Here is a 20,258-nt window from a genome sequence, read left to right on the forward strand (position 1 = left end):
AGCAGCATTCCTGGATCTCGGCCACGATCGTCACATGAGCGACGAGGGCGAAGCCGCAGAACTGATCCGGCGCGCGGATCTTCTCGGCCGAGGTGTGTCCGACACCGAGATCCGCAGTGCACGCAGGTCCGGGTCCATAGTGGCCGTGCGGCGGGGGTGTTTCGTCGACAAGCGGCGTTTCACCGACTCCGCGCCGGAGGCTCGACACCTTCTCGCAGCCCGGGCAGCCCTGGCCGCAGGCGGACCGGGTCTCACGCTCAGCCACGAGTCGGCCGCGCTGGCGTGGGGCATGTCGTTGTGGCAGGGGCCGCCACCGCTGGTGCACCTGACGGTCGACAGGCCGACCGGCGGACGTGTCGACGCGGTACGGCACCTTCACACGCATCCACTCGCCGATATGGACGTGGTGATGCGTGACGGTGCGAGAGTGACCTCCGCGGCGCGGACCGTGGCGGATCTTGCGTGCGCCTTGAGCTTCGAAGCCGCTGTGTGCGTTGGTGATTCGGCGATGGCATGCACTCCGACATCGATCGACGACATCACCGAGGCCATCCGCGGGTGTGGCCGTCGGCGCGGCGTCGCGGGCGCTCGACGTGCCGCCGCATTCTTGGACGGTCGTAGCGAGAGCGTCGGCGAATCGCGCAGTCGGGTGTACCTCGATCGGCACGGGCTCCCCGCGCCCGAGCTGCAGATCGAGATCGTGATCGACGGGCGCACGTATCGGCCGGACTTCCTGTGGGAGGACCAGCGCGTGCTCGGCGAATTCGACGGACTGGCGAAGTACACACGCAACGGCGAGTCCGCGAACGCAGTCGTGATCCGCGAGAAGCTTCGGGAGGACGCTCTGCGTGCCGCCGGGTGGATCGTCGTGCGGTGGACGTGGGCGGACCTCGTCGACGGTCGGCTGGCGCAGCGCATTCGTGCTGCGCTGTCCGCGTGAAAGAATGACGCCATGGCCACGACGCTGCACTTGGTGGGGGATCCCGACGCCGACGCCCTGCTCGCCTCCGACCCGCTCGCGCTGCTGATCGGGATGTTGCTCGATCAGCAGGTACCGATGGAGTCGGCGTTCGCCGGTCCGAAGAAGCTGGTGGATCGCATCGGGTCGCTCGACGTCCGCGCGATCGCCGAGATGCCGGAGGACGACTTCCTCGCGATCTGCTCCACTCCACCCGCGGTGCACCGGTTCCCCGGGTCGATGGGCAAGCGGATCCAGTCGATGTGCTCGTACATCGTCGACGAGTGGGACGGCCGCGCCGACGCCATCTGGACGGACGGCGACCCGGACGGCAGAGAAGTGCTGAAGCGACTGAAGGCGCTGCCCGGGTACGGCGATCAGAAGGCGCGCATCTTCCTGGCTCTGCTGGGCAAGCAGATGGGTGTGGAGCCGGCCGGGTGGCGCGACGCCGCCGGATCGTACGGCGACGACGGCTCCCGACGATCCATCGCCGACGTGGTCGACGCGACCAGTCTGGGCGAGGTGCGCGAGTTCAAGAAGGCGGCCAAGCGGGCCGCCAAGGAGAGCGCAGGATCGTAGGTTCCCGCCGACCGTTCTGTCGGTCGACGTCGGTACTCTCTCTCGCGTGGCCCTGTACCGGAAGTACCGTCCAGCGACGTTCGCGGAAGTGGTCGGGCAGGAGCATGTCACCGAGCCTCTGTCCGTCGCACTGGACTCGAAGCGCATCAATCACGCCTACCTCTTCTCCGGCCCTCGCGGGTGTGGCAAGACGTCGTCCGCACGCATCCTGGCGCGGTCGCTCAACTGCGTCCAGGGTCCGACGTCGACGCCGTGCGGAGTGTGCGGCTCGTGTGTCGCGCTCGCTCCCGGCGGCCCGGGCAACCTCGACGTCATCGAGCTCGACGCGGCCAGCCACGGCGGCGTGGACGACACCCGTGAGCTGCGTGACCGCGCGTTCTACGCGCCTGCGGAATCGCGCTACCGCGTCTTCATCGTGGACGAGGCCCACATGGTCACGACGGCGGGCTTCAATGCGCTGCTCAAGATCGTGGAGGAGCCGCCCGAGCACCTGATCTTCGTGTTCGCGACCACGGAGCCGGAGAAGGTGCTGCCGACCATCCGCAGCCGCACCCATCACTACCCCTTCCGGTTGCTGCCTCCGCTCGCCATGCGCGGCCTGATGGAGCGCATCTGTGCGGAGGAGAAGGTCACCGTGCAGGATGCGGTGTACCCGTTGGTCATTCGTGCCGGTGGTGGCTCCCCGCGCGACACCCTCAGCGTGCTGGACCAGCTGCTCGCCGGAGCAGGTGACGAGGGTGTGCAGTACGCCCGCGCACTCACTCTGCTCGGTGTCACCGACGTCGCGCTGATCGACGAGGCCGTCGACGCACTGGCCGCCCGGGACGGTGCCGCTCTGTTCGGCACCGTCGAGAAGGTCATGGACGCGGGCCACGATCCCCGCCGGTTCGCGGTGGACCTGCTCGATCGACTCCGCGACCTCATCCTCATGCGCGCGGTCCCCGATGCGGGGGAGCGCGGACTCGTCGACGCCCCCGCCGACATGCTGGAGCGGATGCGCGACGAGGCGGAGCGCATCGGCCCGGCCACGCTGGCCCGATTCGCGGAGACGGTGCACGCCGGACTCGGTGAGATGCGCGGCGCCACGGCTCCCCGGCTGTTGCTGGAGGTCATGTGTGCGCGGATGCTGCTGCCGGCGGCGTCCGATGCGGAAAGTGCTGTGCTGCAACGGTTGGAGCGCCTCGAACGGCGCCTCGACGTGACCCTGCCCGCAGGCGAGGCCGCTGCGGTCGAGGCCGAACATCAGCACGACCGCCTCGAGGCGGCGGCGCAGCAGCAGACGTACCGCCGTCCGTCCGAGCGGGCGGCCGAGCCGGCCGCCGCTCCCGCGCCCGTCGTCGACGCCCCCGCAGCCAGAGTCGCTGCACCGGAACCGGTCACACCCGAATCTGCGCGTCCCGAACCGGCCGCAGCACAGCCGCCCGCAGCGCAGCCGGCCACCCCTGAACCCGAGCCGACCCCTGAACCCGAGCCGACCCCGGAGCCCACCCCCGTAGCCGTGGAACCCCCGGCCGCCGAACCGACGGCACCCGAGCCCGCCGAGAGGGCACCCGAGCCGGCAGAGACCGCCCCCGAGCCGGCAAAGACCGCCCCCGAGACAGCACCCGAGCCCGCCGCGCCGAGTCCCGCCGCGGCGGAGGGTCCGGATGCCGCGGACGTGCGCGCCGTCTGGTCCGAGGTGCGGACGAAGGTGCGGGAGCGCAGCCGCACCGTCGAGGTGATGCTCTCGGGCGCCACCGTGAAGTCTGTCGGCGACGGGGCGATCGTGTTGGCGCACGACTCGGTACCGCTGGCCAAGAGGCTGGTCGAGCCCCGCAACGCCGAGGTCATCAAGGACGCGCTGCGTGACGTCTTCGGCGTCGAGTGGACCGTGGTCTGCGAGGCGGGCGACGGCACCGCTCGGTCGGCGGCACCGGCGCCGGCATCCACCCCGGCCGAGCGCCCGGCGTCCACCGGCCCTCGGTTCTCGCGCCCGAGCAGGTCGGCGCCCACCCCGGAGCCGGCACGGCCGGCGCAGTCCGGCAGCGCCCCGGCGCGGTCGACGCCCTCGCGCCCGTCCGACGACGACATCCCCCCGCCGCCCGAGGAGCCCGACTATCCGGACGACCCGGGTCCCTCGCCGTACGACGGTCCACCTCCCCCGGAAAGCCCGGAGGAGCAGGAAGAGCTCATGAAGCAGGCGAAGGAGCCGGTCGATCCGTCGACGCGTCGCGATCCGGACGAGGTCGCGCTCGAGCTGCTGCAGTCCGAGCTGGGTGCCACCCCGCTGAAAGACGTCTGACCTGCTGCTGACGGTGTGAAACACCGGCAGGAGTGTCACAGTGCGCGCTCGTTTCGGTCCTTTCGGCAGCGCGGCTCCATGCCTAGGGTGAATGGCGTCGAGGTCTGTCCTCGTGGGCGCCGGTGTCTCCAGTGCACCGTGCTGCCCGAGTCTCACGTCGGAAGGAACTGTGTTCAGTGACCACAGAGGCATACATCTACGAAGCCATCAGAACACCGCGAGGTAAGGGCAAGAACGGGTCGCTGCACTCGGTCAAGCCGATCTCGCTGGTCACCGGGTTGATCGACGAGCTCCGCCGTCGTTTCCCCGACATGGACGAGGATCGCATCTCCGATCTGATCCTGGGCGTCGTCTCGCCCGTGGGAGATCAGGGTGCCGACATCGCCCGTACCGCGGTGCTCGCCGCGAAGATGCCCGACACGGTCGGCGGCTTCCAGCTCAACCGTTTCTGCGCGTCCGGCCTCGAAGCCGTCAACCTCGCCGCGCAGAAGGTGCGGTCGGGCTGGGACGAGCTCGTCATCGCCGGTGGCGTGGAGTCGATGTCCCGCGTTCCCATGGGATCGGACGGCGGCGCGTGGGCCATGGACCCGCAGACCAACTACGACACCTACTTCGCCCCCCAGGGCATCGGCGCCGACCTCATCGCGACGATCGAGGGCTTCACCCGTGAGGACGTCGACGCGTACGCCGCGCAGTCCCAGGAGCGCGCTGCAGCCGCATGGTCGGGTGGCTACTTCACCAAGTCCGTCGTGCCGGTCACGGACCAGAACGGTCTGCTGATCCTCGACAGTGACGAGCACATGCGCCCCGGCACCACCGTCGAGTCGCTCGGCAAGCTCAAGCCGGCCTTCGAGGGCATCGCCGCGATGGGCGGGTTCGACGACGTCGCGCTGCAGAAGTACCACTGGATCGAGAAGATCGATCACGTCCACACCGGCGGCAACTCGTCGGGCATCGTCGACGGTGCGGCCCTGGTCGTCGTCGGCAGCGAGGACGCCGGCAAGTCGATGGGCATGACGCCGCGCGCTCGCGTCGTCGCGACCGCCACCAGCGGCGCCGACACCACCATCATGCTGACCGGGCCGACGCCCGCGTCGAAGAAGGTACTGGCCGCGGCCGGCCTGACGGTCGACGACATCGACCTGTTCGAACTGAACGAGGCATTCGCCTCCGTGGTCCTGCGCTTCCAGCGCGACCTGAAGATCCCGGGCGAGAAGCTCAACGTCAACGGTGGCGCCATCGCGATGGGCCACCCCCTCGGTGCCACGGGCGCCATGATCACCGGCACCGTGCTCGACGAGCTCGAGCGTCGGAACGGCCGCTACGCACTGATCACCCTGTGCATCGGCGGCGGCATGGGCGTGGCCACCATCATCGAGCGAGTCTGAGGAACAGCATGAGTGACAACATGATTCAGTGGGACCAGGATGCCGACGGCATCGTCACCCTGACGATGGACGACCCGAACCAGGGCGCCAACACGATGAACGAGCTCTACAAGACCTCGATGGGCGCCACGGTCGACCGCCTCGAGGCCGAGAAGGACTCCATCACCGGTGTCGTCGTCACCTCGGCGAAGAAGACCTTCTTCGCCGGTGGCGATCTCAAGAACATGATCAAGGCCGGCCCCGCCGACGCCCAGCAGATCTTCGACGAGGTGCAGACGGTCAAGTCGCAGCTGCGTCGGCTCGAGACGCTCGGCAAGCCTGTCGTGTCCGCGATCAACGGCGCCGCACTCGGTGGCGGCCTGGAGATCACGCTCGCGACGCACCACCGCATCGTCGCGGACGTTCCCGGTGTCCAGCTCGGCCTGCCCGAGGTGTCGCTGGGCCTGCTGCCCGGCGGCGGCGGCGTCACCCGCATCACCCGCATGATGGGTATCCAGAACGGCTTCATGTCGGTGCTGTCCCAGGGCACGCGATTCCGCCCGGCCAAGGCGCTCGAGCTCGGTCTGGTGCACGAGGTCGTCGGCAGCGTCGAGGAACTCGTTCCCGCTGCGAAGGCATGGATCAAGGCCAACCCCGAGGGCGGCGTCGCCCCGTGGGACGTCAAGGGCTACAAGATTCCCGGCGGCACGCCGTCCAATCCCAAGCTCGCGCAGATCCTTCCGGCGTTCCCGTCGAACCTGCGCAAGCAGATCAAGGGCGCGCCGATGCCGGCACCGCTCGCGATCCTGTCCGCCGCGGTGGAGGGTGCGCAGGTCGACTTCGACAACGCGTCCACCATCGAGTCGCGCTACTTCACGTCCCTCGTCACCGGCCAGGTGTCGAAGAACATGATCCAGGCATTCTTCTTCGACCTGCAGGCGATCAATGCCGGCAAGTCCCGCCCGGACGGCTACGAGAAGACGCAGTTCACCAAGGTCGCCGTGCTCGGCGCCGGCATGATGGGCGCCGGCATCGCCTACGTCTGTGCCAAGGCCGGAATCGACGTCGTCCTCAAGGACGTCGAGCAGGCGTCCGCAGACAAGGGCAAGGCGTACTCCGAGGCCATCGAGGCCAAGGCGCTCTCACGCGGCAAGACCACGCAGGAGAAGTCGGACGCGCTGCTGGCGCGTATCCACCCGACTGCCGATCCGAAGGACGTCGAGGGTGCAGACCTCGTCATCGAGGCGGTCTTCGAGTCGCAGGACCTCAAGCACAAGGTCTTCCAGGAGATCGAGGACCTCGTCGCTCCCGATTCGCTGCTCGGCTCGAACACCTCGACGCTGCCCATCACCGGTCTCGCGACGGGTGTCAAGCGCCAGGAAGACTTCATCGGAATCCACTTCTTCTCGCCCGTCGACAAGATGCCGCTGGTCGAGATCATCCGCGGTGACAAGACCTCGGATGCCGCTCTGGCCAAGGCATTCGACCTCGTGCAGGCCATCAAGAAGACCCCGATCGTCGTCAACGACAGCCGTGGCTTCTTCACCTCGCGCGTGATCGGCACCTTCATCAACGAGGCCATCGCCATGCTGGGCGAGGGCGTCGAGCCCGCGACCATCGAGCAGGCCGGTCTGCAGGCGGGCTACCCGGCGCCGCCGTTGCAGCTCTCCGACGAGCTGACGCTGACGCTGATGCAGAAGATCCGCAAGGAGACCTACGACGCGATCGTCGCAGCCGGCGGAACTCCTCCCGAGGATGCCGCGGGCGCGGTCATCGACAAGATGGTCGACGAGTTCGAGCGTCCGTCGAAGGCCAAGGGTGCCGGGTTCTACGAGTACGTCGACGGCAAGCGCACCGGCCTCTGGTCGGGTCTGCGTGACGCCTTCAAGTCGGGTACCTCGGAGTCGTCGTTCGAGGACCTCAAGGAGCGCATGCTCTTCATCGAGGCGATCGAGACACAGAAGTGCTTCGACGAGGGCGTGCTGAACACGACGGCCGACGCCAACATCGGCTCGATCTTCGGTATCGGCTTCCCGGCGTGGACCGGTGGCGTGCACCAGTACGTCGTCGGCTACGAGGCCGCGGACGGCTCGATCGGCAAGGAGGCGTTCGTCGCCCGTGCCGAGGAGCTGGCCAAGCAGTACGGCGAGCGGTTCACTCCGCCTGCGTCTCTGCGCTAGTCACGAGTACACGACAGCCCCGCACCTCCTGGTGTGGGGCTGTCGTCGTCTCAGCTCAGGACGCGCGCGGCGAAGTCGAGTGATGCGGGCATGGAGGCCATCAGGGTGCCGATGTGATCGGGCGTCGGAAAGGTGACCAGCTGGAAGTCCGTACCGGCAGCGGTCATCCGGGCCGTGTGGACGAACGTGAGCGGAGCCGGAACCGTCTGATCGGAGAGGCTCTGAGTCACGAGGAGCGGCCGGTCGTAGCCGCTGACGGGGACGGCCTGCATCTGCGCGAGCACGGGGGCCAGCGGCGTCAACGGGCGCGTGAGGAGCTCCCCGAACTGGGCCGGGTGCGCCGAGCGATAGTCGCGGAACTCGGTGCCGCACAGCGTGGTCGCAGCGTCGAGATACTCGACGCCCTTCGGCGTCAGGTACTGCCGGACGTCGACTTCCGGACGCTGGTCCGCCAGTCCGGCGAGGGTGTAGAAGACGTAGCCGAGAAAGCCGCTGGGGACGACCGGCGGGAGAACCGGACCGACCAGCGGGAGCACGGTGTCGAGCCCCGTCGGGCCGGCCACGGACACGGCGCCGCGGAAGTCGAGGTCCGGTGCGCGGGTGGATGCCGCTGCGGCGGTGAAGAAGGACGTGTTGCCGCCCTGGGACAGGCCGGTGGTGATCCATTCCGGCGAGAGCCGATCGCCGAGCATCGTGTGTGCTGCGCGGACGATGTCGATCGCGTTGGCACCGGCGGCGGGTCCGTCCAGATAGGCGTGCACACCCGGAGTCCCCATGCCCGCGTAGTCGGTGGCCACCACGGCGTGGCCGGCGGCCAGCCACGCCTCGATCGCCGGACGCTCGTACTGTGCGGTGCCCGTCGCCGACGGTGCACACGAGTCGGCGACACCGGTGGTGCCGTGGGCGTAGGACACCACCGGCCATCCGTCGGCGGGAGCATCGCCTGTCGGCACGAACACCGTGCCCGTCGACTCCCCGGCCTGCTCGGCCGTCCGCAGCGTGGAGTAGCGCACCACATAGCTCTCCGCGGCGCCGGCGGGTGCCAGCGCGGGATCGAGCGCGGTGCTGGAGAGCACCGTGCCCGCGGCCGTCTCGGCGGACGCGGGAGCGGGGACGAGAAGGACGCACGACGCGAGTGCGACACACGCGACGAGGACCGGTGGACAGAATCGTCGGGGAAGAGAAGTCACGGACAGCAGTCCATCATGTCGAGCGGCGTCCGTGGTGTGTCCCGTCGCGACGATGTGTCTCGTCACGAGAACGGGCCCGACGCGGCATCAGGGGACTAGGTTCGACAGGTGAAGACTCCCGTTGTCACCGTCATCGGTGCCGTGATCGCCGTCATGGGCCTGCTGTTCAGCCTCCAGGGATTCGGGGTGATCGGTGGCAGTGCGATGAGCAACACGACCACCTGGTCGATCCTCGGCCCCGTCATCCTGATCGTCGGAGTGGCGATCGTGGTGGTGAGCAGGCGCCGAGGGGTCTAGTCGGAGAAACGCCGGCGCAGGTCGACCTTCACGACCTTGCCGCCGGCGTTGCGGGGGAGCGCCTCCACCAGCACCAGGTGGCGCGGGTGCTTGTAGTGCGCGAGGCGTCCGTCCAGCCAGCCGACGAGGTCGGGAAGCGTGAGGTCCGGCTCGTCGGTGCCGCGCTGCGCGACGACGGCGACGGGCACCTCACCCCAGCGGTCGTCCGGGCGGCCTATCACTGCTGCCTCGAGGATTCGGGGGTGGGAGAACAGCACGTTCTCGACCTCGGCGCAGTAGATGTTCTCGCCGCCGGAGATGATCATGTCCTTCTTGCGGTCGACGACGAAGACGAAGCCCTCCTCGTCCTGACGCACCAGGTCGCCGGAATGGAACCAGCCACCGTGGAACGCGTCCGACGTGGCGGCAGGGTTCTCCCAGTACCCGTGCATCAGCGTCGGCCCGCGATAGACGATCTCGCCGATGTCGCCCTGCGGGACGTCGACCATGTCGTCGCCGACGACCCGAGCCTCCACCATGGCGACGACGCGTCCCACGGATCCGAGTTTGCGCAGTGCGTCGCCGCCGTCGAGGACGCAGGTGATCGGCGACATCTCGGTCGACCGAAGACGGCCACGGTGAGGGCGTCGGGGAAGGTCTGCGACATCGCCCGCAGGACGGTGTCCGACGCCGGCGCCGCACCCCACGAGATCACTCGCAGCGACAACGTCCTGGGGCGGCGCGCCTGTTCCGCGCAGACCGCCTGCCACTGCACCGGCACGAGGAACAGGGTGGTCACCGCCTCGGCCTCGAGGACGTCGAGCAACGCGGCCGGATCGAACGCGCCGACGGGGTGGACGACGGTCGGGATGCCGAGCTTGAGGCTGGGGGCGATGCTGCCCAAGGCGGCGATGTGGAACATCGGTGACGCACAGAAGTTGATCTCGTCGACTCCGTACATCTGCAGGGCGCGAATGCAGGTCAGCGCCTGAGCCTGCATGTTGGAATGAGACAGCACAGCACCTTTGGGGCGGCCGGTCGTTCCCGAGGTGTACATGATCAGAGCCGGTGCGTCGTCCGGGACGTCGGTGTCCGGCGCGGGCGCGCCCTCGCGGATCAGAGCCTCGTAGGTGTCCCCGTCTCCGCCCACCACGATCGTGTCCGCGACGCCCACCGCCGCGGCGAGCGGCGCCAGAGCGTCCTCCACGACGATGAGGCCGGCGCCGCTGTTCTGCGCGAGGTAGGTGATCTCCGGGGCGCTCATCCGAAAGTTGACGGGCACGGCGATCGCACCGATGGCAGTGATCGCGAGCACCGATTCGATGTACTCGGGCCGGTTGAGCATGAGGATCAGCACCCGGTCCCCGGCCGTCACGCCACGGTGGGACAACCCGCCGGCGAGTGCGTCGACACGATCGCAGAGGCCGCGCCAGGTGTGCGTCGTCCCACCGAAGCGCAGCGCCACGCCCGCGGGATCCATCAGTGCGTGTCGTCGTACCTGGTTGTTCCAGTTGTCCCGCCGTGCACGTCCGGGCTGCGACTGATCCGCCATCTCGGGTGTCCTCTCGTGGAGTCGCACCCACTCGGGTGTCGACAGTCCCCGTGATTCGACACCCGAGACGGCGTCCGTGTCAGTGGATCAGCCGATCCACCAGGGCCGCAACGGAAGACCCGCGTCGTTGTTCTCGTCGAGCTTGACGGCGAGTACCTGGTGCAGCTGGACCACGTTGCGCTCGAAGCCCAGGCGTGAGCCCGCCATGTAGAGGCCCCACACGCGCGCGGTGCCCTCACCGACCTCCGCGACGCAGGCGTCCCAGTTGTCGACGAGGTTGCGGCACCAGTCCCGGAGCGTCATCGCGTAGTGCTCGCGCAGGTTCTCCTCGTGACGCACTTCGAGGCCCACGTCCTGCATCTCGGTGATGATGCGGCCGGATCCCGTCAGCTCGCCGTCGGGGAAGACGTAGCGGTCGATGAAGCCGCCGGCCCGCGCCGACGAGCGGTTGTCCGGGCGGGTGATGCAGTGGTTCAGGACGCGGCCACCCGGGCGCAGCTTTCCCTTGATGAACTCGAAGTACGCCGGGTAGTTCGAGACGCCGATGTGCTCGGTGAGGCCGATCGACGACACGGCGTCGAAGTCGCCCTCGACGATGTCGCGGTAGTCGCTGTGACGCACCTCCGCGAGATCGCTCAGACCGTCGGCGGCGATGGCGTTCTGCGCCCACTCTGCCTGCTCGCGCGAGAGCGTGGCGCCGATGACGTGGACGCCGCGACGGGCCGCGTAGCGCACCATCGAGCCCCAGCCACAACCGATGTCGAGCAGTCGGTCGCCCGCCTTCAGGTTCAGCTTCTCGAACACCAGGCGGTACTTGTTCTCCTGCGCCTCCTCGAGCGACGCCTCGAGAGTCGGGTAGGCGGCGCAGGTGTAGGTCATCGACGGGCCGAGCACGTACTCGTAGAACGTGTTCGACACGTCGTAGTGGTGGTGGATGCTCTCGGCGTCCCGAGTCTTGCTGTGCCGCAACCCCTCGGCGATACGCCGCCAGCGTGGGAGGGACTCCTGGGGCGGGGGAGCGATGGGACGCAGCAACTCCCATCCGAGAGACCGGGTGACGGTCGCCAGTGCGCGCGCGGACGGACGTTTGAAGTGCAGGTCGTCGCCCAGCATCCGGAGCACGTCGTACGGGTCACCCGGGTGGGCACCCTCGATCTCCAGATCGCCTGAGACGTAGGCGCGAGCCATGCCCAGGTCGCCGGGGGCGGTCGCGAGGTAGGTGGTGCCGCGGGGTGAGGTGAGCCTGAGCCCGTACTCGGAATCCTCGGCACCGGCCGTACTGCCGTCGTACGCCGAGAATCGAACGGGCAGATCACCTTCGGTGAACTGCTCGAGAATCTCGGCGATGGAGAGTTTGGGGGAACCGCCGGACAGGCCGGGGTTCCGTTGATCTTTGAATGTCGTCATCGACGATGCACCGCCTTCGAATACAGATCCAACAACCGCGAATCGGGGTCGTACTTCTCTTTGAGTCGGCGGTAACCGTCACCGCCGTAGAGGGCATCGAACTCGTCCCTGTCGTAGAACGAGTCCGAGTAGAGGGACTTGTGACCGTCGAACTCGGTCACCTTCTTCTCGATCCGACGGTTGGCTGCCCCGTCGGGTTCACCGGGGACCACGGGCACCGACGACCAGAAGCCGACGTTGACGTAGGTGCGGTGAGGTTCGAGCGGATAGAGGGGCCACCCGCGTACTCCGGCGTCGGAGTCCTGCGCGTCGGCGTACCCGTCGGGTTCGCGAAGTCGCAAGGGACACAGCCACAACGGCTCGATCGGGATCTCGTCGAGGAACCACGAGACGAACGCGGCCGTGTTCTCGATCGGCACCTCGATGTCCTGCACCACGCGCTCGCGGATCGGGTTGCCCTTGCGCTTTTCGAGACGGTCGGCGATGTCGTACTTCTGGTCGAGCGCGATCAGCTTCCAGTAGAAGCTGCTGCGCAGGTACTTCTTCGGCCAGAGACGTCGGATGCGCGGGTTCTGCGCACCGAAGGCGCGCGAGCACCAGAACCAGTCGGTGTCCCACCGCCACAGGTAGTCGCGCACCGTCAGGCGGTCCGTTCGCGGTGCGGTGCCGTCGTGCTGGATGGACCGGTAGAAGATCGCCGAGTCGGTGTAGTCGCTCACCGGTCCCGGCTCGTCGGTCTGCCGGCCCAGGGTCAGATAGGCCTCGGTCCCGGAGAACACCACCCCGTCGAGGTAGTCGACGCGGTCACCCTCGTACTCCCGCTCCGCGACGATGCGCGCCATGACCGTCTGCACCGACTCGAGGTCGTGGAACCGGACGTGGCGCAGGGCGACGTAGGGGAGGACGGGCTCGAGTTCGATGCGCAACCGTGTCGAGTAGCCGAGGGTGCCGTAGGAGTTGGGGAACCCTCGGAAGAGGTCGCCGTACTCGTTGTCGGGAGTGGCCGTGACGACGTCACCCGATCCGGCGAGAATGTCGATCTCGAGGACGGACTCGTGCGGAAGGCCGCTGCGGAACGACGTCGACTCGATGCCGAGGCCGGTGACCGCGCCGCCGAGCGTGATGGTCTTGAGCTGCGGCACCACCAGGGGAGCGAGCCCGTACGCCAGGGTGGCGTCGACGAGGTCCTCGTAGGTGCACATTCCCTGCACGTCGGCGGTCATGGCGTCGGGGTCGACCGAGATGACGCCTCCCAACCCGGAGACGTCGAGTCCGGGGGCGGAGTTCTTCGGCCTGGCCCGGAAGAGGTTGGAGGTCTTCTTCGCCAGGCGGACGGTCGCGTCCCGGGGAATGGCACGGTAACTGGCCAGAAGCCGTTCCACACCCGCCCGATGTCCCGCTTGTCCGATCTCGTGCGGACGGTTGCCGCCCCCGCCGGGTTCCCGCGCTCCCCCGAGCGCCGCATCGACTGTCTGAGCCACGCGAGAACGCTATACGGAGGTTGTTCGCAACGCTATGGAAGGTGCCTCCCGACGAGGAAACTTCACACGATCGTTGCGCTCGATTCGCCCGGGCGTGGACGTGAAACAATGAATGTCACCGTCCGTCCCACCCCGACATCAGGAGTTCTCCCCGTCATGGCCAAGGTCAGCGCGAGCAGTTCCCTCACCATCAGTGCGGCTCCCGACAAGGTCCTCGCGGCACTGTCCGACTACGAGACGGTGCGTCCGCGCATCCTGCCCGAGCAGTACCGCGACTTCGCGGTCGTCGAGGGTGGCCAGGGCGACGGCACCGTCGCTCGCTGGGTCCTGCAGGCGACCGAGAAGCGCTCGCGGAGCGTGCTCGCGACCGTGTCGGTGTCCGGCGCGACCGTCACGGAGAAGGACGCCAACTCGTCGATGGTGACCACGTACCTCGTCGCCCCGAGCGGTAGCGGGTCGTCGGTCACCACCACCACGGAGTGGACGGGCGCCGGCGGTGTCGGCGGCTTCTTCGAGAAGACGTTCGCGCCCCTCGGACTGAAGAAGATTCAGGCGCAGCTCCTGCAGAACCTCTCGCGCCAGGTGGAGTGAGGCACGCGGCTACGCTCGACCGACACGATCTCGTCACCACTTCGGAAGGACACCCGCCGTGCAACCCGGTGAACAGCCCGACATGTCCCAGCTGCTGCAGCAGGCCCAGCAGATGCAGCAGCAGTTGATGGCAGCCCAGGCGGAGATCGCCGCGACGGAGGTCACCGGCCGCGCCGGCAACGGTCTCGTCGTGGCGACGGTGAAGGGCAGCGGCGAGGTGGTCGGTCTGACCATCGACCCCAAGGTCGTGGATCCCGACGACGTCGAGACCCTGCAGGACCTGATCATCGGTGCGATCGCCGACGCGTCCCGCGCCGCGGGTGAGGTCGCGTCGCAGAAGCTCGGTCCCCTCGCCGGCCTGGGCGGCGGCGGACTCCCCGGCCTGCCCGGCTTCTAGAACCGGGTCGAGAAGCGTGTACGAAGGTCCGGTCCAGGATCTGATCGACGAGCTGGGCAAACTTCCCGGTGTCGGACCGAAGAGCGCGCAGCGCATCGCCTTTCATCTGTTGGGGGTCGAGGCGCCCGAGATCGACCGCCTGCAGAAGGCATTGCAGCGCGTCCGCGACGGGGTGCAGTTCTGCATCGTCTGCGGCACCGTCTCCGACAAGGAACTGTGCCGCATCTGTGCGGACCCGCGCCGCGATCGGACGAAGATCTGCGTCGTCGAGGAACCCAAGGACGTGCAGGCCGTCGAACGCACCCGCGAGTTCAAGGGCAGATACCACGTGCTGGGCGGCGCGCTGGATCCGCTGAGCGGGGTCGGTCCCGATCAGCTGCGCATCCGGGAGTTGCTCACCCGTATCGGCAATCAGGAGGACGGCGTCGACGTCTCCGAGGTGATCATCGCGACCGACCCCAACACCGAGGGGGAGGCGACGGCCACCTACCTGCTGCGCATGATGCGTGATTTCCCCGGCCTGTCCGTCACCCGGCTGGCCTCCGGACTGCCCATGGGCGGCGACCTCGAGTTCGCGGACGAGCTCACGTTGGGCCGTGCGCTGTCCGGCCGCAACGTGATGAATTAGCGCTCGAGCCGATAGAGGCGCTCGGGTCGCCCCACGTTGCCGTAGTCGAGCGAGACGGTCACCCGGTCGACGTCGCTGAGGTATTCCAGGTAGCGGCGAGCGCTCGACCGCGACATCCCGGTCCTCTCGGCCATAGTGCTCGCCGAGGTCTCGCCGGGATTCTCCCGCAGTTGGTGCTCGACCATGGCCAGCGTCTCGGCGCTCAGGCCCTTGGGGAGCCGTGTCGCGGTCCCGCGCACGCCGAACGCCTTGTCGACGGCGTCCTGCTCCGCCTCGTCGATCGCGGCCAGCGACTCCCGTGTGCGGCGGTAGTGCTCGAGGCGCTCCTGCAGTGCCTGGAACTTGAACGGCTTGATCAGGTAGTGCACGGCGCCCGCGCGCAGTGCCTTGCGCACCGATTCGGCCTCGCGCTCGCTGGTGATCACCAGAACGTCGAGGTCCGGGATGATCTCCCGGAACGGGCCGATGAGATCGAGCCCGGTGACGCCGGGCAGATGGACGTCCAGCAGCACCAGATCGGGACGGGTGGACTCCACTTTCTCCAGCGCTTCCTGCGCCGTGTGCGCCACCCCGCACACCTCGAATCCGGCCACCTTGGTGACGAAACCGGTGTGCACCCGCGCGACCATGAAGTCGTCGTCCACCACCAGCACCCTGAGTGTCATCGCGTCCTCCCCCCGGATCCGGTGACGGCCCGGAAGACCGTCCACCGCGTACCGTCCTCGACTCTGTCACTCACGCCGACCTCACCGCCGCGTCGGCGGCACACGACACGCACGAGGGCGAGGCCGAAACCGTGCCCGTCGAACGACGTCCCCTTGGTGCTCCACCCCTGCTCGAACACGCGATCCGCATCCTCCGTGCCGATGCCGGGGCCGTTGTCGGCCACCTCGACCTCGATCCCGTCCGCGTCCGCGACGATCCGGACGCGCACCACCGCGTCCACGGTCTGATTCTCGAGGACTGCGTCCACAGCGTTGTCGACGAGGTTGCCGACGACGGTGCAGAGGTCTCGGGAGGCATCGTCGTCGAGTCGTGGGAGATGTGAGGCGTCGTCGAGCGCCACGGTCACCGAGCGGGCCGCGGCGGCGCCGATCTTGGCGATGAGCAGCGCCGCGACCCCGAGATCGTCGATGCGGTCGGTCACGGTGGACGTGAGGCGCTCACGATGCTCGGTGATGCCGTCGACGTACCGCTCCACCTCGTCGTACTCACCGAGCTGGACCAGTCCCGAGATGGTGTGCAGCTGGTTGTCGAACTCGTGGATGTGCTCCCGCAGTGCCGTCGAGCTGGTGCGGCTGATGTCGAGTTTGCTCTGGACCTCGCTCAGTTCGGTGCGGTCACGGAACGTGGTCACCGTGGCCACCTTCCGTCCCGACGCCTCGATCGGCACCGTGTTGAAGACGAGGATGCGATCTCCGGTGAGGACGAGCTGGTCGCCGTCGTCGCTCGGGTGACGCAGGACGTCGAGGACCCGGTCGTCGAGTCCGAGCTCCTCCACCCGCCGGCCCACACCGTCCTCGTCGAGGCCGAGCATGTCGTGTGCGCTGCGGCTCAGCAGGACCACCCGACCCGACGGATCCAGCGCCACCACGGCCTCCTTGAGGCCCTCGAGCATCGCCTGCCGCTGGCGCACCAGGTCGACGATCTCCCCGGCCTCCATTCCCATGGTCTGCCGCTTGACGCGTCGGGCCAGCAGGATCGACCCGACGGCGCCCAGAACGGAGGCCACGGCAAGGTAGATGACGAGGTCCGGGGTCGCCTGCGCGAGGCGCTCCCACACCGACGGGTACTCGCGGCCGACGATCGCCACACCGACGATGCGGCCGTCGGCATCGAGCACCGGGACCTGTGACTGCACGGACGCGTCGGGGGACACCGCGGTGTTGGCGCTCGTCTCGGCGAGACCGGTCCAGGATCGGCCCGTCCGCGCGCCCGCTCCCTCGGCCGCCGATTCCTGTCCCACCCGCGACGGGTCGGTCGCGACGACGATGATGCCGTCGGGGTCGGTCAGTTGCGCGTAGTCCAGACCCGAGACGGCCCGCACCGACTCGACTGCACCCTGCAGCGCCGTACGAATGCGGGGCTGGGCGGAGGCGAGCAGTTGTCGCACGGTGGGACTCGCGGCGAGGTTCTCGGCAGCCGACTGGACGCGCAGACCCTGTTCGCGCTGGAAGGTCGCCGACGCCTGGGCCAGCGACAACCCGCTGATGACGACGAGCACCGCGACGATGATGAGAAGCTGCAGTGCGAGCAGTTGCGACGAGAGGGTGCGGCGTGTTCCGAAGATGCGCAGTCGCCGCCCGATCACGAGGTGAACCGTACCGCCGGGCGAGCGCGGAATTCGTGCATCTGCGTGCGCTACGGACGCTCACAATGAACACAATCCCGTTTGTGCACCAAAGGGTGACCACAGTCACAGGATCCGACACAGTGAGACCGTGCCCATGAACCGACGCCTCCGCATCAGCGCTCTCGCAGCGTTGCTCGCGGTGCTCTGCACGGCGACCGCGTGCAGTGCGGGGGTGTCGGCCATGGTGACCGGGGCGGAGGAGCCGGGACTTCGTGTCATCGCTCCGTCGGTCGCCGGTGGCGGTTACGACCTGACCGCTCGCAGTCTGGCCCGAGGTTGGGCCGCGGAGGGCGTCGTGGTGGACGACGTCCTCGTACTACCCGGATCGGGTGGTGTCGTGGGACTCAATCGTCTCGCTCTCGAACAGGGCAACGATCGACTCCTGCTGGTGATGGGGCTGGGTCTGGTGGGCGCACTGTCCACCACCCCGTCCGATCACGAGATCGCGGACGTCACCCCGATCGCCCGACTCGTCACCGAACCCGAGGTCGTCCTGGTGCCGGCAGCATCCCCGCTGCGGACTCTGGCCGATCTCACGAACGCCTGGCGACAGGATCCCGCGGCTCTGCAGTTCGCCGGCGGCTCCGCGGAGGGTGGGCCGGACGGGTTGTTCCGGACGCAGCTCGCCCGCACCGTCGGTGTCGACCCGCGAGCATCCGAGTACCGCGTCTTCGACGGCGGCGGCGAGTTGCTGCCGGCCCTGTTGACCGGCGAGGTCGACGTCGCCACCACCGGCGTCAGCGAATATCTGGACCAGATCGCGTCCGGTACGGTCCGGGCGCTCGCCGTCTCGAGCTCCGAGCGCGTCGACGGCATCGACGCGCCCACTCTGCGGGAGCAGGGAGTCGACCTCGACTTCGACAACTGGCGCGGCATCCTCGCCCCGCCGGGCCTGCCACCGGAGCGCGTCGACCGCCTGATCGCCGACGTCACAGCACTGGTCGGGTCGCCGCTCTGGCAGGAGATCCTGGCGCAGAACGGGTGGCGGGACGCGCTGCTCACCGGAGACGACTTCGCGTCGTTCCTCCGCGAGCAGGCCGACCTGGTCCGCTCGACCATCGATCCACCCACCGACGGCTGACGCCGCACACCTCCGTACTGCGCCACACCTGTGCCCGCAGCCTGCCTCGACACACCCTGCACTATTCGAACAACGAGGAGTAGTAACCATGTTGGTGATACTCGGCTTCCTCATGGTTGCCGCTTTCATGTTCCTGATCCTGACCAAACGAGCGACCCCGGTGGTCGCCCTCATCCTGGTCCCGGTCATCTTCGGCCTGTTCGCCGGCGCCGGGCTCGGCATCGGCGACATGATCACGGACGGTATCAAGTCGCTCGCCCCCACGGCAGCGCTGCTGTTCTTCGCGATCATCTTCTTCGGCATCATGATCGACGTGGGTCTGTTCGACCCGCTGGTGCGCGGCATCCTGCGCCTGGTGCGCAACGATCCGATGAAGCTGGTCGTCGGCACCGCGGTGCTCGCCATGGTCGTGTCCCTCGACGGTGACGGCTCCACCACGTTCATCATCGTGACGTCCGCGCTGCTGCCGCTCTACCTGAAACTCGGTGTCTCACCGGTCATCCTGACGGTCGTCGCCGGCCTCGCCAACGGCACCATGAACATCATCCCGTGGGGTGGCCCGACCGTTCGCGCCGCGTCCGCACTGGGCATCTCGCCCTCCGACGTCTTCATCCCGATGGTGCCGTCGATGATCGCCGGCCTGATCATCGTGCTGCTCTTCTCGATCCACCTCGGCCTCATGGAGCGTCGCCGCCTCGGCTCGCTGATCTACGACACGGAGCTGGTGGGTGCCGGCGTCGGCACCGACGGCACCGGAACCGGCAAGACCCGTCGCAGCACCGGAAGCGCCGACATCACCACCGGCGACGACGAGAACGACGGCAAGGCCGGCCAGTTCATCGACGGCCTGGACCCCAACCGCGACACTCTGCGTCCGAAGCTGCTGTGGTTCAACGCGATCCTGACCGTCACGCTGCTCGTGATCCTGGTCATGGACATCCTCCCCATCCCGGTGCTGTTCATGATCGCCGCCTCCATCGCGCTCACGTTCAACTTCCCGAAGGTCAAGGAGCAGGGCGAGGCCATCGCACGCCACTCCGCCTCGATCGTCTCCGTCGTCGCCATGGTGCTCGCAGCTGCCGTCCTCACCGGCGTGTTCTCCGGTACCGGAATGGTCGAGGCCATGGCCGAGTGGCTCCTCGGCGTCATCCCCGACGCGATGGGTCCGTTCCTGGCCGTCATCACCGGAATCCTGTCGATCCCGTTGACGTTCTTCATGACCAACGACGCCTTCTACTTCGGCATCCTCCCGGTCCTCACCGAGACCGCCGCCCAGTACGGCATCGAGCCGGTCGAGATGGCCCGCGCCTCCATCACCGGACAGCCCGTCCACCTGCAGAGCCCGCTGGTCCCCGCCATCCTGCTGCTGGTCACCCTGGCCGGCGTCTCGCTCGCCGACCACCACCGCAAGGTCCTGTGGCGTGCCACCGTCGTCTCCCTGACGATGCTCGCCGTCGGCGTCCTCCTCGGCCAGATCCCCTTCGGCTGATCAGCATCCACCAGAGAGAGGAGTCACCGACATGAGTGTCGCCGTCGTGCACAACAGTTCCGAGGAAGGCCGCAAGGCACTCGGATCGGCAGTCCAGCAGGCCCGGTCCGCAGGAACCGAACTGGTCGTCCTCCACGCCTTCTCCGGATCCGCCGATCCCTCCTCGGAGGCGAAGGAGACCACCGCCGTCGAGGACTCGATCCGTATGTCGCTCGCCGCGCTCGGAGAGTCCGAGGCGCAGTGGACTCTCGCTGCGGCCCAGCCCGATCCGGACGCGACCACCACACTGCTCGCGCTCATCGACAAGGCGGACGCCGAGTTGCTGGTCGTCGGGTCGCGGCATCGGTCGGCCGTCGGCAAGTTCCTGATGGGACAGGCTGTCCAGCGCCTGCTTCTCGAAACACCGGTACCGGTGCTGCTCGTCAAGTCGTGAGCGGAGTTCGTACCG

General features: G+C 68.1%; 17 protein-coding genes and 1 pseudogene. 12 read left to right on the forward strand and 6 right to left on the reverse strand.

Annotated elements, in window-relative coordinates; genetic code table 11:
* Window positions 1–34: 34 nt before the first annotated feature.
* From HQ306_RS20445 to HQ306_RS20465, 5 genes are all read left to right on the forward strand, one after another.
* Window positions 35–940: a type IV toxin-antitoxin system AbiEi family antitoxin domain-containing protein gene (locus HQ306_RS20445; RefSeq protein ID WP_222633300.1), complete on the forward strand. Its 906-nt coding sequence runs from the start codon at window positions 35–37 to the stop codon at window positions 938–940.
* A 12-nt stretch (window positions 941–952) separates the two neighbouring features.
* On the forward strand, window positions 953–1,537 hold the full coding sequence (locus HQ306_RS20450) for an HhH-GPD-type base excision DNA repair protein (RefSeq protein WP_027506627.1): 585 nt from the start codon (window positions 953–955) through the stop codon (window positions 1,535–1,537).
* A gap of 46 nt (window positions 1,538–1,583) precedes the next feature.
* The gene (locus HQ306_RS20455; protein ID WP_222633301.1) at window positions 1,584–3,818 is read left to right on the forward strand and encodes a DNA polymerase III subunit gamma and tau; all 2,235 of its coding nucleotides are present in this window, start codon (window positions 1,584–1,586) and stop codon (window positions 3,816–3,818) included.
* 176 nt (window positions 3,819–3,994) lie between these two features.
* Complete coding sequence (locus HQ306_RS20460; RefSeq protein WP_027506628.1) at window positions 3,995–5,206, forward strand: acetyl-CoA C-acetyltransferase; 1,212 nt, start codon at window positions 3,995–3,997, stop codon at window positions 5,204–5,206.
* Between the two features lie 8 nt (window positions 5,207–5,214).
* Window positions 5,215–7,365 carry a 3-hydroxyacyl-CoA dehydrogenase NAD-binding domain-containing protein gene (locus HQ306_RS20465; RefSeq protein ID WP_027506629.1) on the forward strand — a complete coding sequence of 717 codons (2,151 nt, stop codon included), beginning with the start codon at window positions 5,215–5,217 and terminating at the stop codon, window positions 7,363–7,365.
* A gap of 50 nt (window positions 7,366–7,415) precedes the next feature.
* Here the strand turns inward: HQ306_RS20465 and HQ306_RS20470 are convergent, their stop codons facing one another.
* A complete protein-coding gene (locus HQ306_RS20470; protein ID WP_222633302.1) occupies window positions 7,416–8,555 on the reverse strand; it encodes a lipase family protein in 1,140 nt (379 codons plus the stop codon).
* Between the two features lie 108 nt (window positions 8,556–8,663).
* Between HQ306_RS20470 and HQ306_RS20475 the strand changes: the two genes are divergently transcribed.
* Window positions 8,664–8,852 (forward strand): hypothetical protein, encoded by a 189-nt coding sequence (locus tag HQ306_RS20475; protein WP_027506631.1) that lies wholly within the window; start codon window positions 8,664–8,666, stop codon window positions 8,850–8,852.
* On the opposite strand, the pseudogene fadD5 reads toward HQ306_RS20475, so the two are convergent.
* The 3 genes and pseudogenes from fadD5 to HQ306_RS20490 all read right to left on the reverse strand — a co-directional run bounded on the left by fadD5 (window position 8,849) and on the right by HQ306_RS20490 (window position 13,199).
* Window positions 8,849–10,383 (reverse strand): annotated as a pseudogene (gene fadD5, locus HQ306_RS20480) (fatty-acid--CoA ligase FadD5). The gene HQ306_RS20475 and the pseudogene fadD5 overlap by 4 nt on opposite strands.
* Window positions 10,384–10,470: 87 nt before the next feature.
* Entirely contained in the window at window positions 10,471–11,790 is a 1,320-nt protein-coding gene (locus tag HQ306_RS20485; protein ID WP_027506633.1) for a class I SAM-dependent methyltransferase, read from the reverse strand.
* On the reverse strand, window positions 11,787–13,199 hold the full coding sequence (locus tag HQ306_RS20490) for an FAD-binding oxidoreductase (protein WP_222633435.1): 1,413 nt from the start codon (window positions 13,197–13,199) through the stop codon (window positions 11,787–11,789). The genes HQ306_RS20485 and HQ306_RS20490 overlap by 4 nt, the downstream gene beginning before the upstream one ends.
* Window positions 13,200–13,427: 228 nt before the next feature.
* Here HQ306_RS20490 and HQ306_RS20495 point away from each other — a divergent pair, with 228 nt between their 5' ends.
* Genes HQ306_RS20495 through recR form a run of 3 tightly spaced genes read left to right on the forward strand, consistent with a single transcriptional unit; the run spans window position 13,428 to window position 14,887 of the window.
* Window positions 13,428–13,862, forward strand: coding sequence for an SRPBCC family protein (locus HQ306_RS20495; protein WP_222633436.1), 435 nt, complete (start codon window positions 13,428–13,430; stop codon window positions 13,860–13,862).
* A gap of 58 nt (window positions 13,863–13,920) precedes the next feature.
* The gene (locus tag HQ306_RS20500) at window positions 13,921–14,259 is read left to right on the forward strand and encodes a YbaB/EbfC family nucleoid-associated protein (RefSeq protein ID WP_204869622.1); all 339 of its coding nucleotides are present in this window, start codon (window positions 13,921–13,923) and stop codon (window positions 14,257–14,259) included.
* Between the two features lie 16 nt (window positions 14,260–14,275).
* Window positions 14,276–14,887: a recombination mediator RecR gene (recR, locus tag HQ306_RS20505; protein WP_027506637.1), complete on the forward strand. Its 612-nt coding sequence runs from the start codon at window positions 14,276–14,278 to the stop codon at window positions 14,885–14,887.
* Here the strand turns inward: recR and HQ306_RS20510 are convergent.
* Window positions 14,884–15,552, reverse strand: coding sequence for a response regulator (locus HQ306_RS20510; protein WP_056444251.1), 669 nt, complete (start codon window positions 15,550–15,552; stop codon window positions 14,884–14,886). The genes recR and HQ306_RS20510 overlap by 4 nt on opposite strands.
* The gene (locus tag HQ306_RS20515) at window positions 15,549–17,198 is read right to left on the reverse strand and encodes an ATP-binding protein (protein WP_308115530.1); all 1,650 of its coding nucleotides are present in this window, start codon (window positions 17,196–17,198) and stop codon (window positions 15,549–15,551) included. Before HQ306_RS20515 ends, HQ306_RS20510 begins: the two co-directional genes overlap by 4 nt.
* Before the next feature lie 136 nt (window positions 17,199–17,334).
* Here HQ306_RS20515 and HQ306_RS20520 point away from each other — a divergent pair, with 136 nt between their 5' ends.
* From HQ306_RS20520 to HQ306_RS20530, 3 genes are all read left to right on the forward strand, one after another.
* Window positions 17,335–18,321 carry a tripartite tricarboxylate transporter substrate binding protein gene (locus HQ306_RS20520; RefSeq protein ID WP_222633438.1) on the forward strand — a complete coding sequence of 329 codons (987 nt, stop codon included), beginning with the start codon at window positions 17,335–17,337 and terminating at the stop codon, window positions 18,319–18,321.
* Between the two features lie 88 nt (window positions 18,322–18,409).
* Window positions 18,410–19,810, forward strand: coding sequence for a citrate:proton symporter (locus HQ306_RS20525; protein WP_222633303.1), 1,401 nt, complete (start codon window positions 18,410–18,412; stop codon window positions 19,808–19,810).
* A 31-nt stretch (window positions 19,811–19,841) separates the two neighbouring features.
* Window positions 19,842–20,243 carry a universal stress protein gene (locus HQ306_RS20530; RefSeq protein WP_222633304.1) on the forward strand — a complete coding sequence of 134 codons (402 nt, stop codon included), beginning with the start codon at window positions 19,842–19,844 and terminating at the stop codon, window positions 20,241–20,243.
* The last annotated feature ends 15 nt before the right edge of the window (window positions 20,244–20,258 follow it).

Source organism: Rhodococcus sp. BP-160, from assembly GCF_019836205.1.
In the GTDB taxonomy this organism is placed as follows: Bacteria; Actinomycetota; Actinomycetes; order Mycobacteriales; family Mycobacteriaceae; genus Rhodococcoides.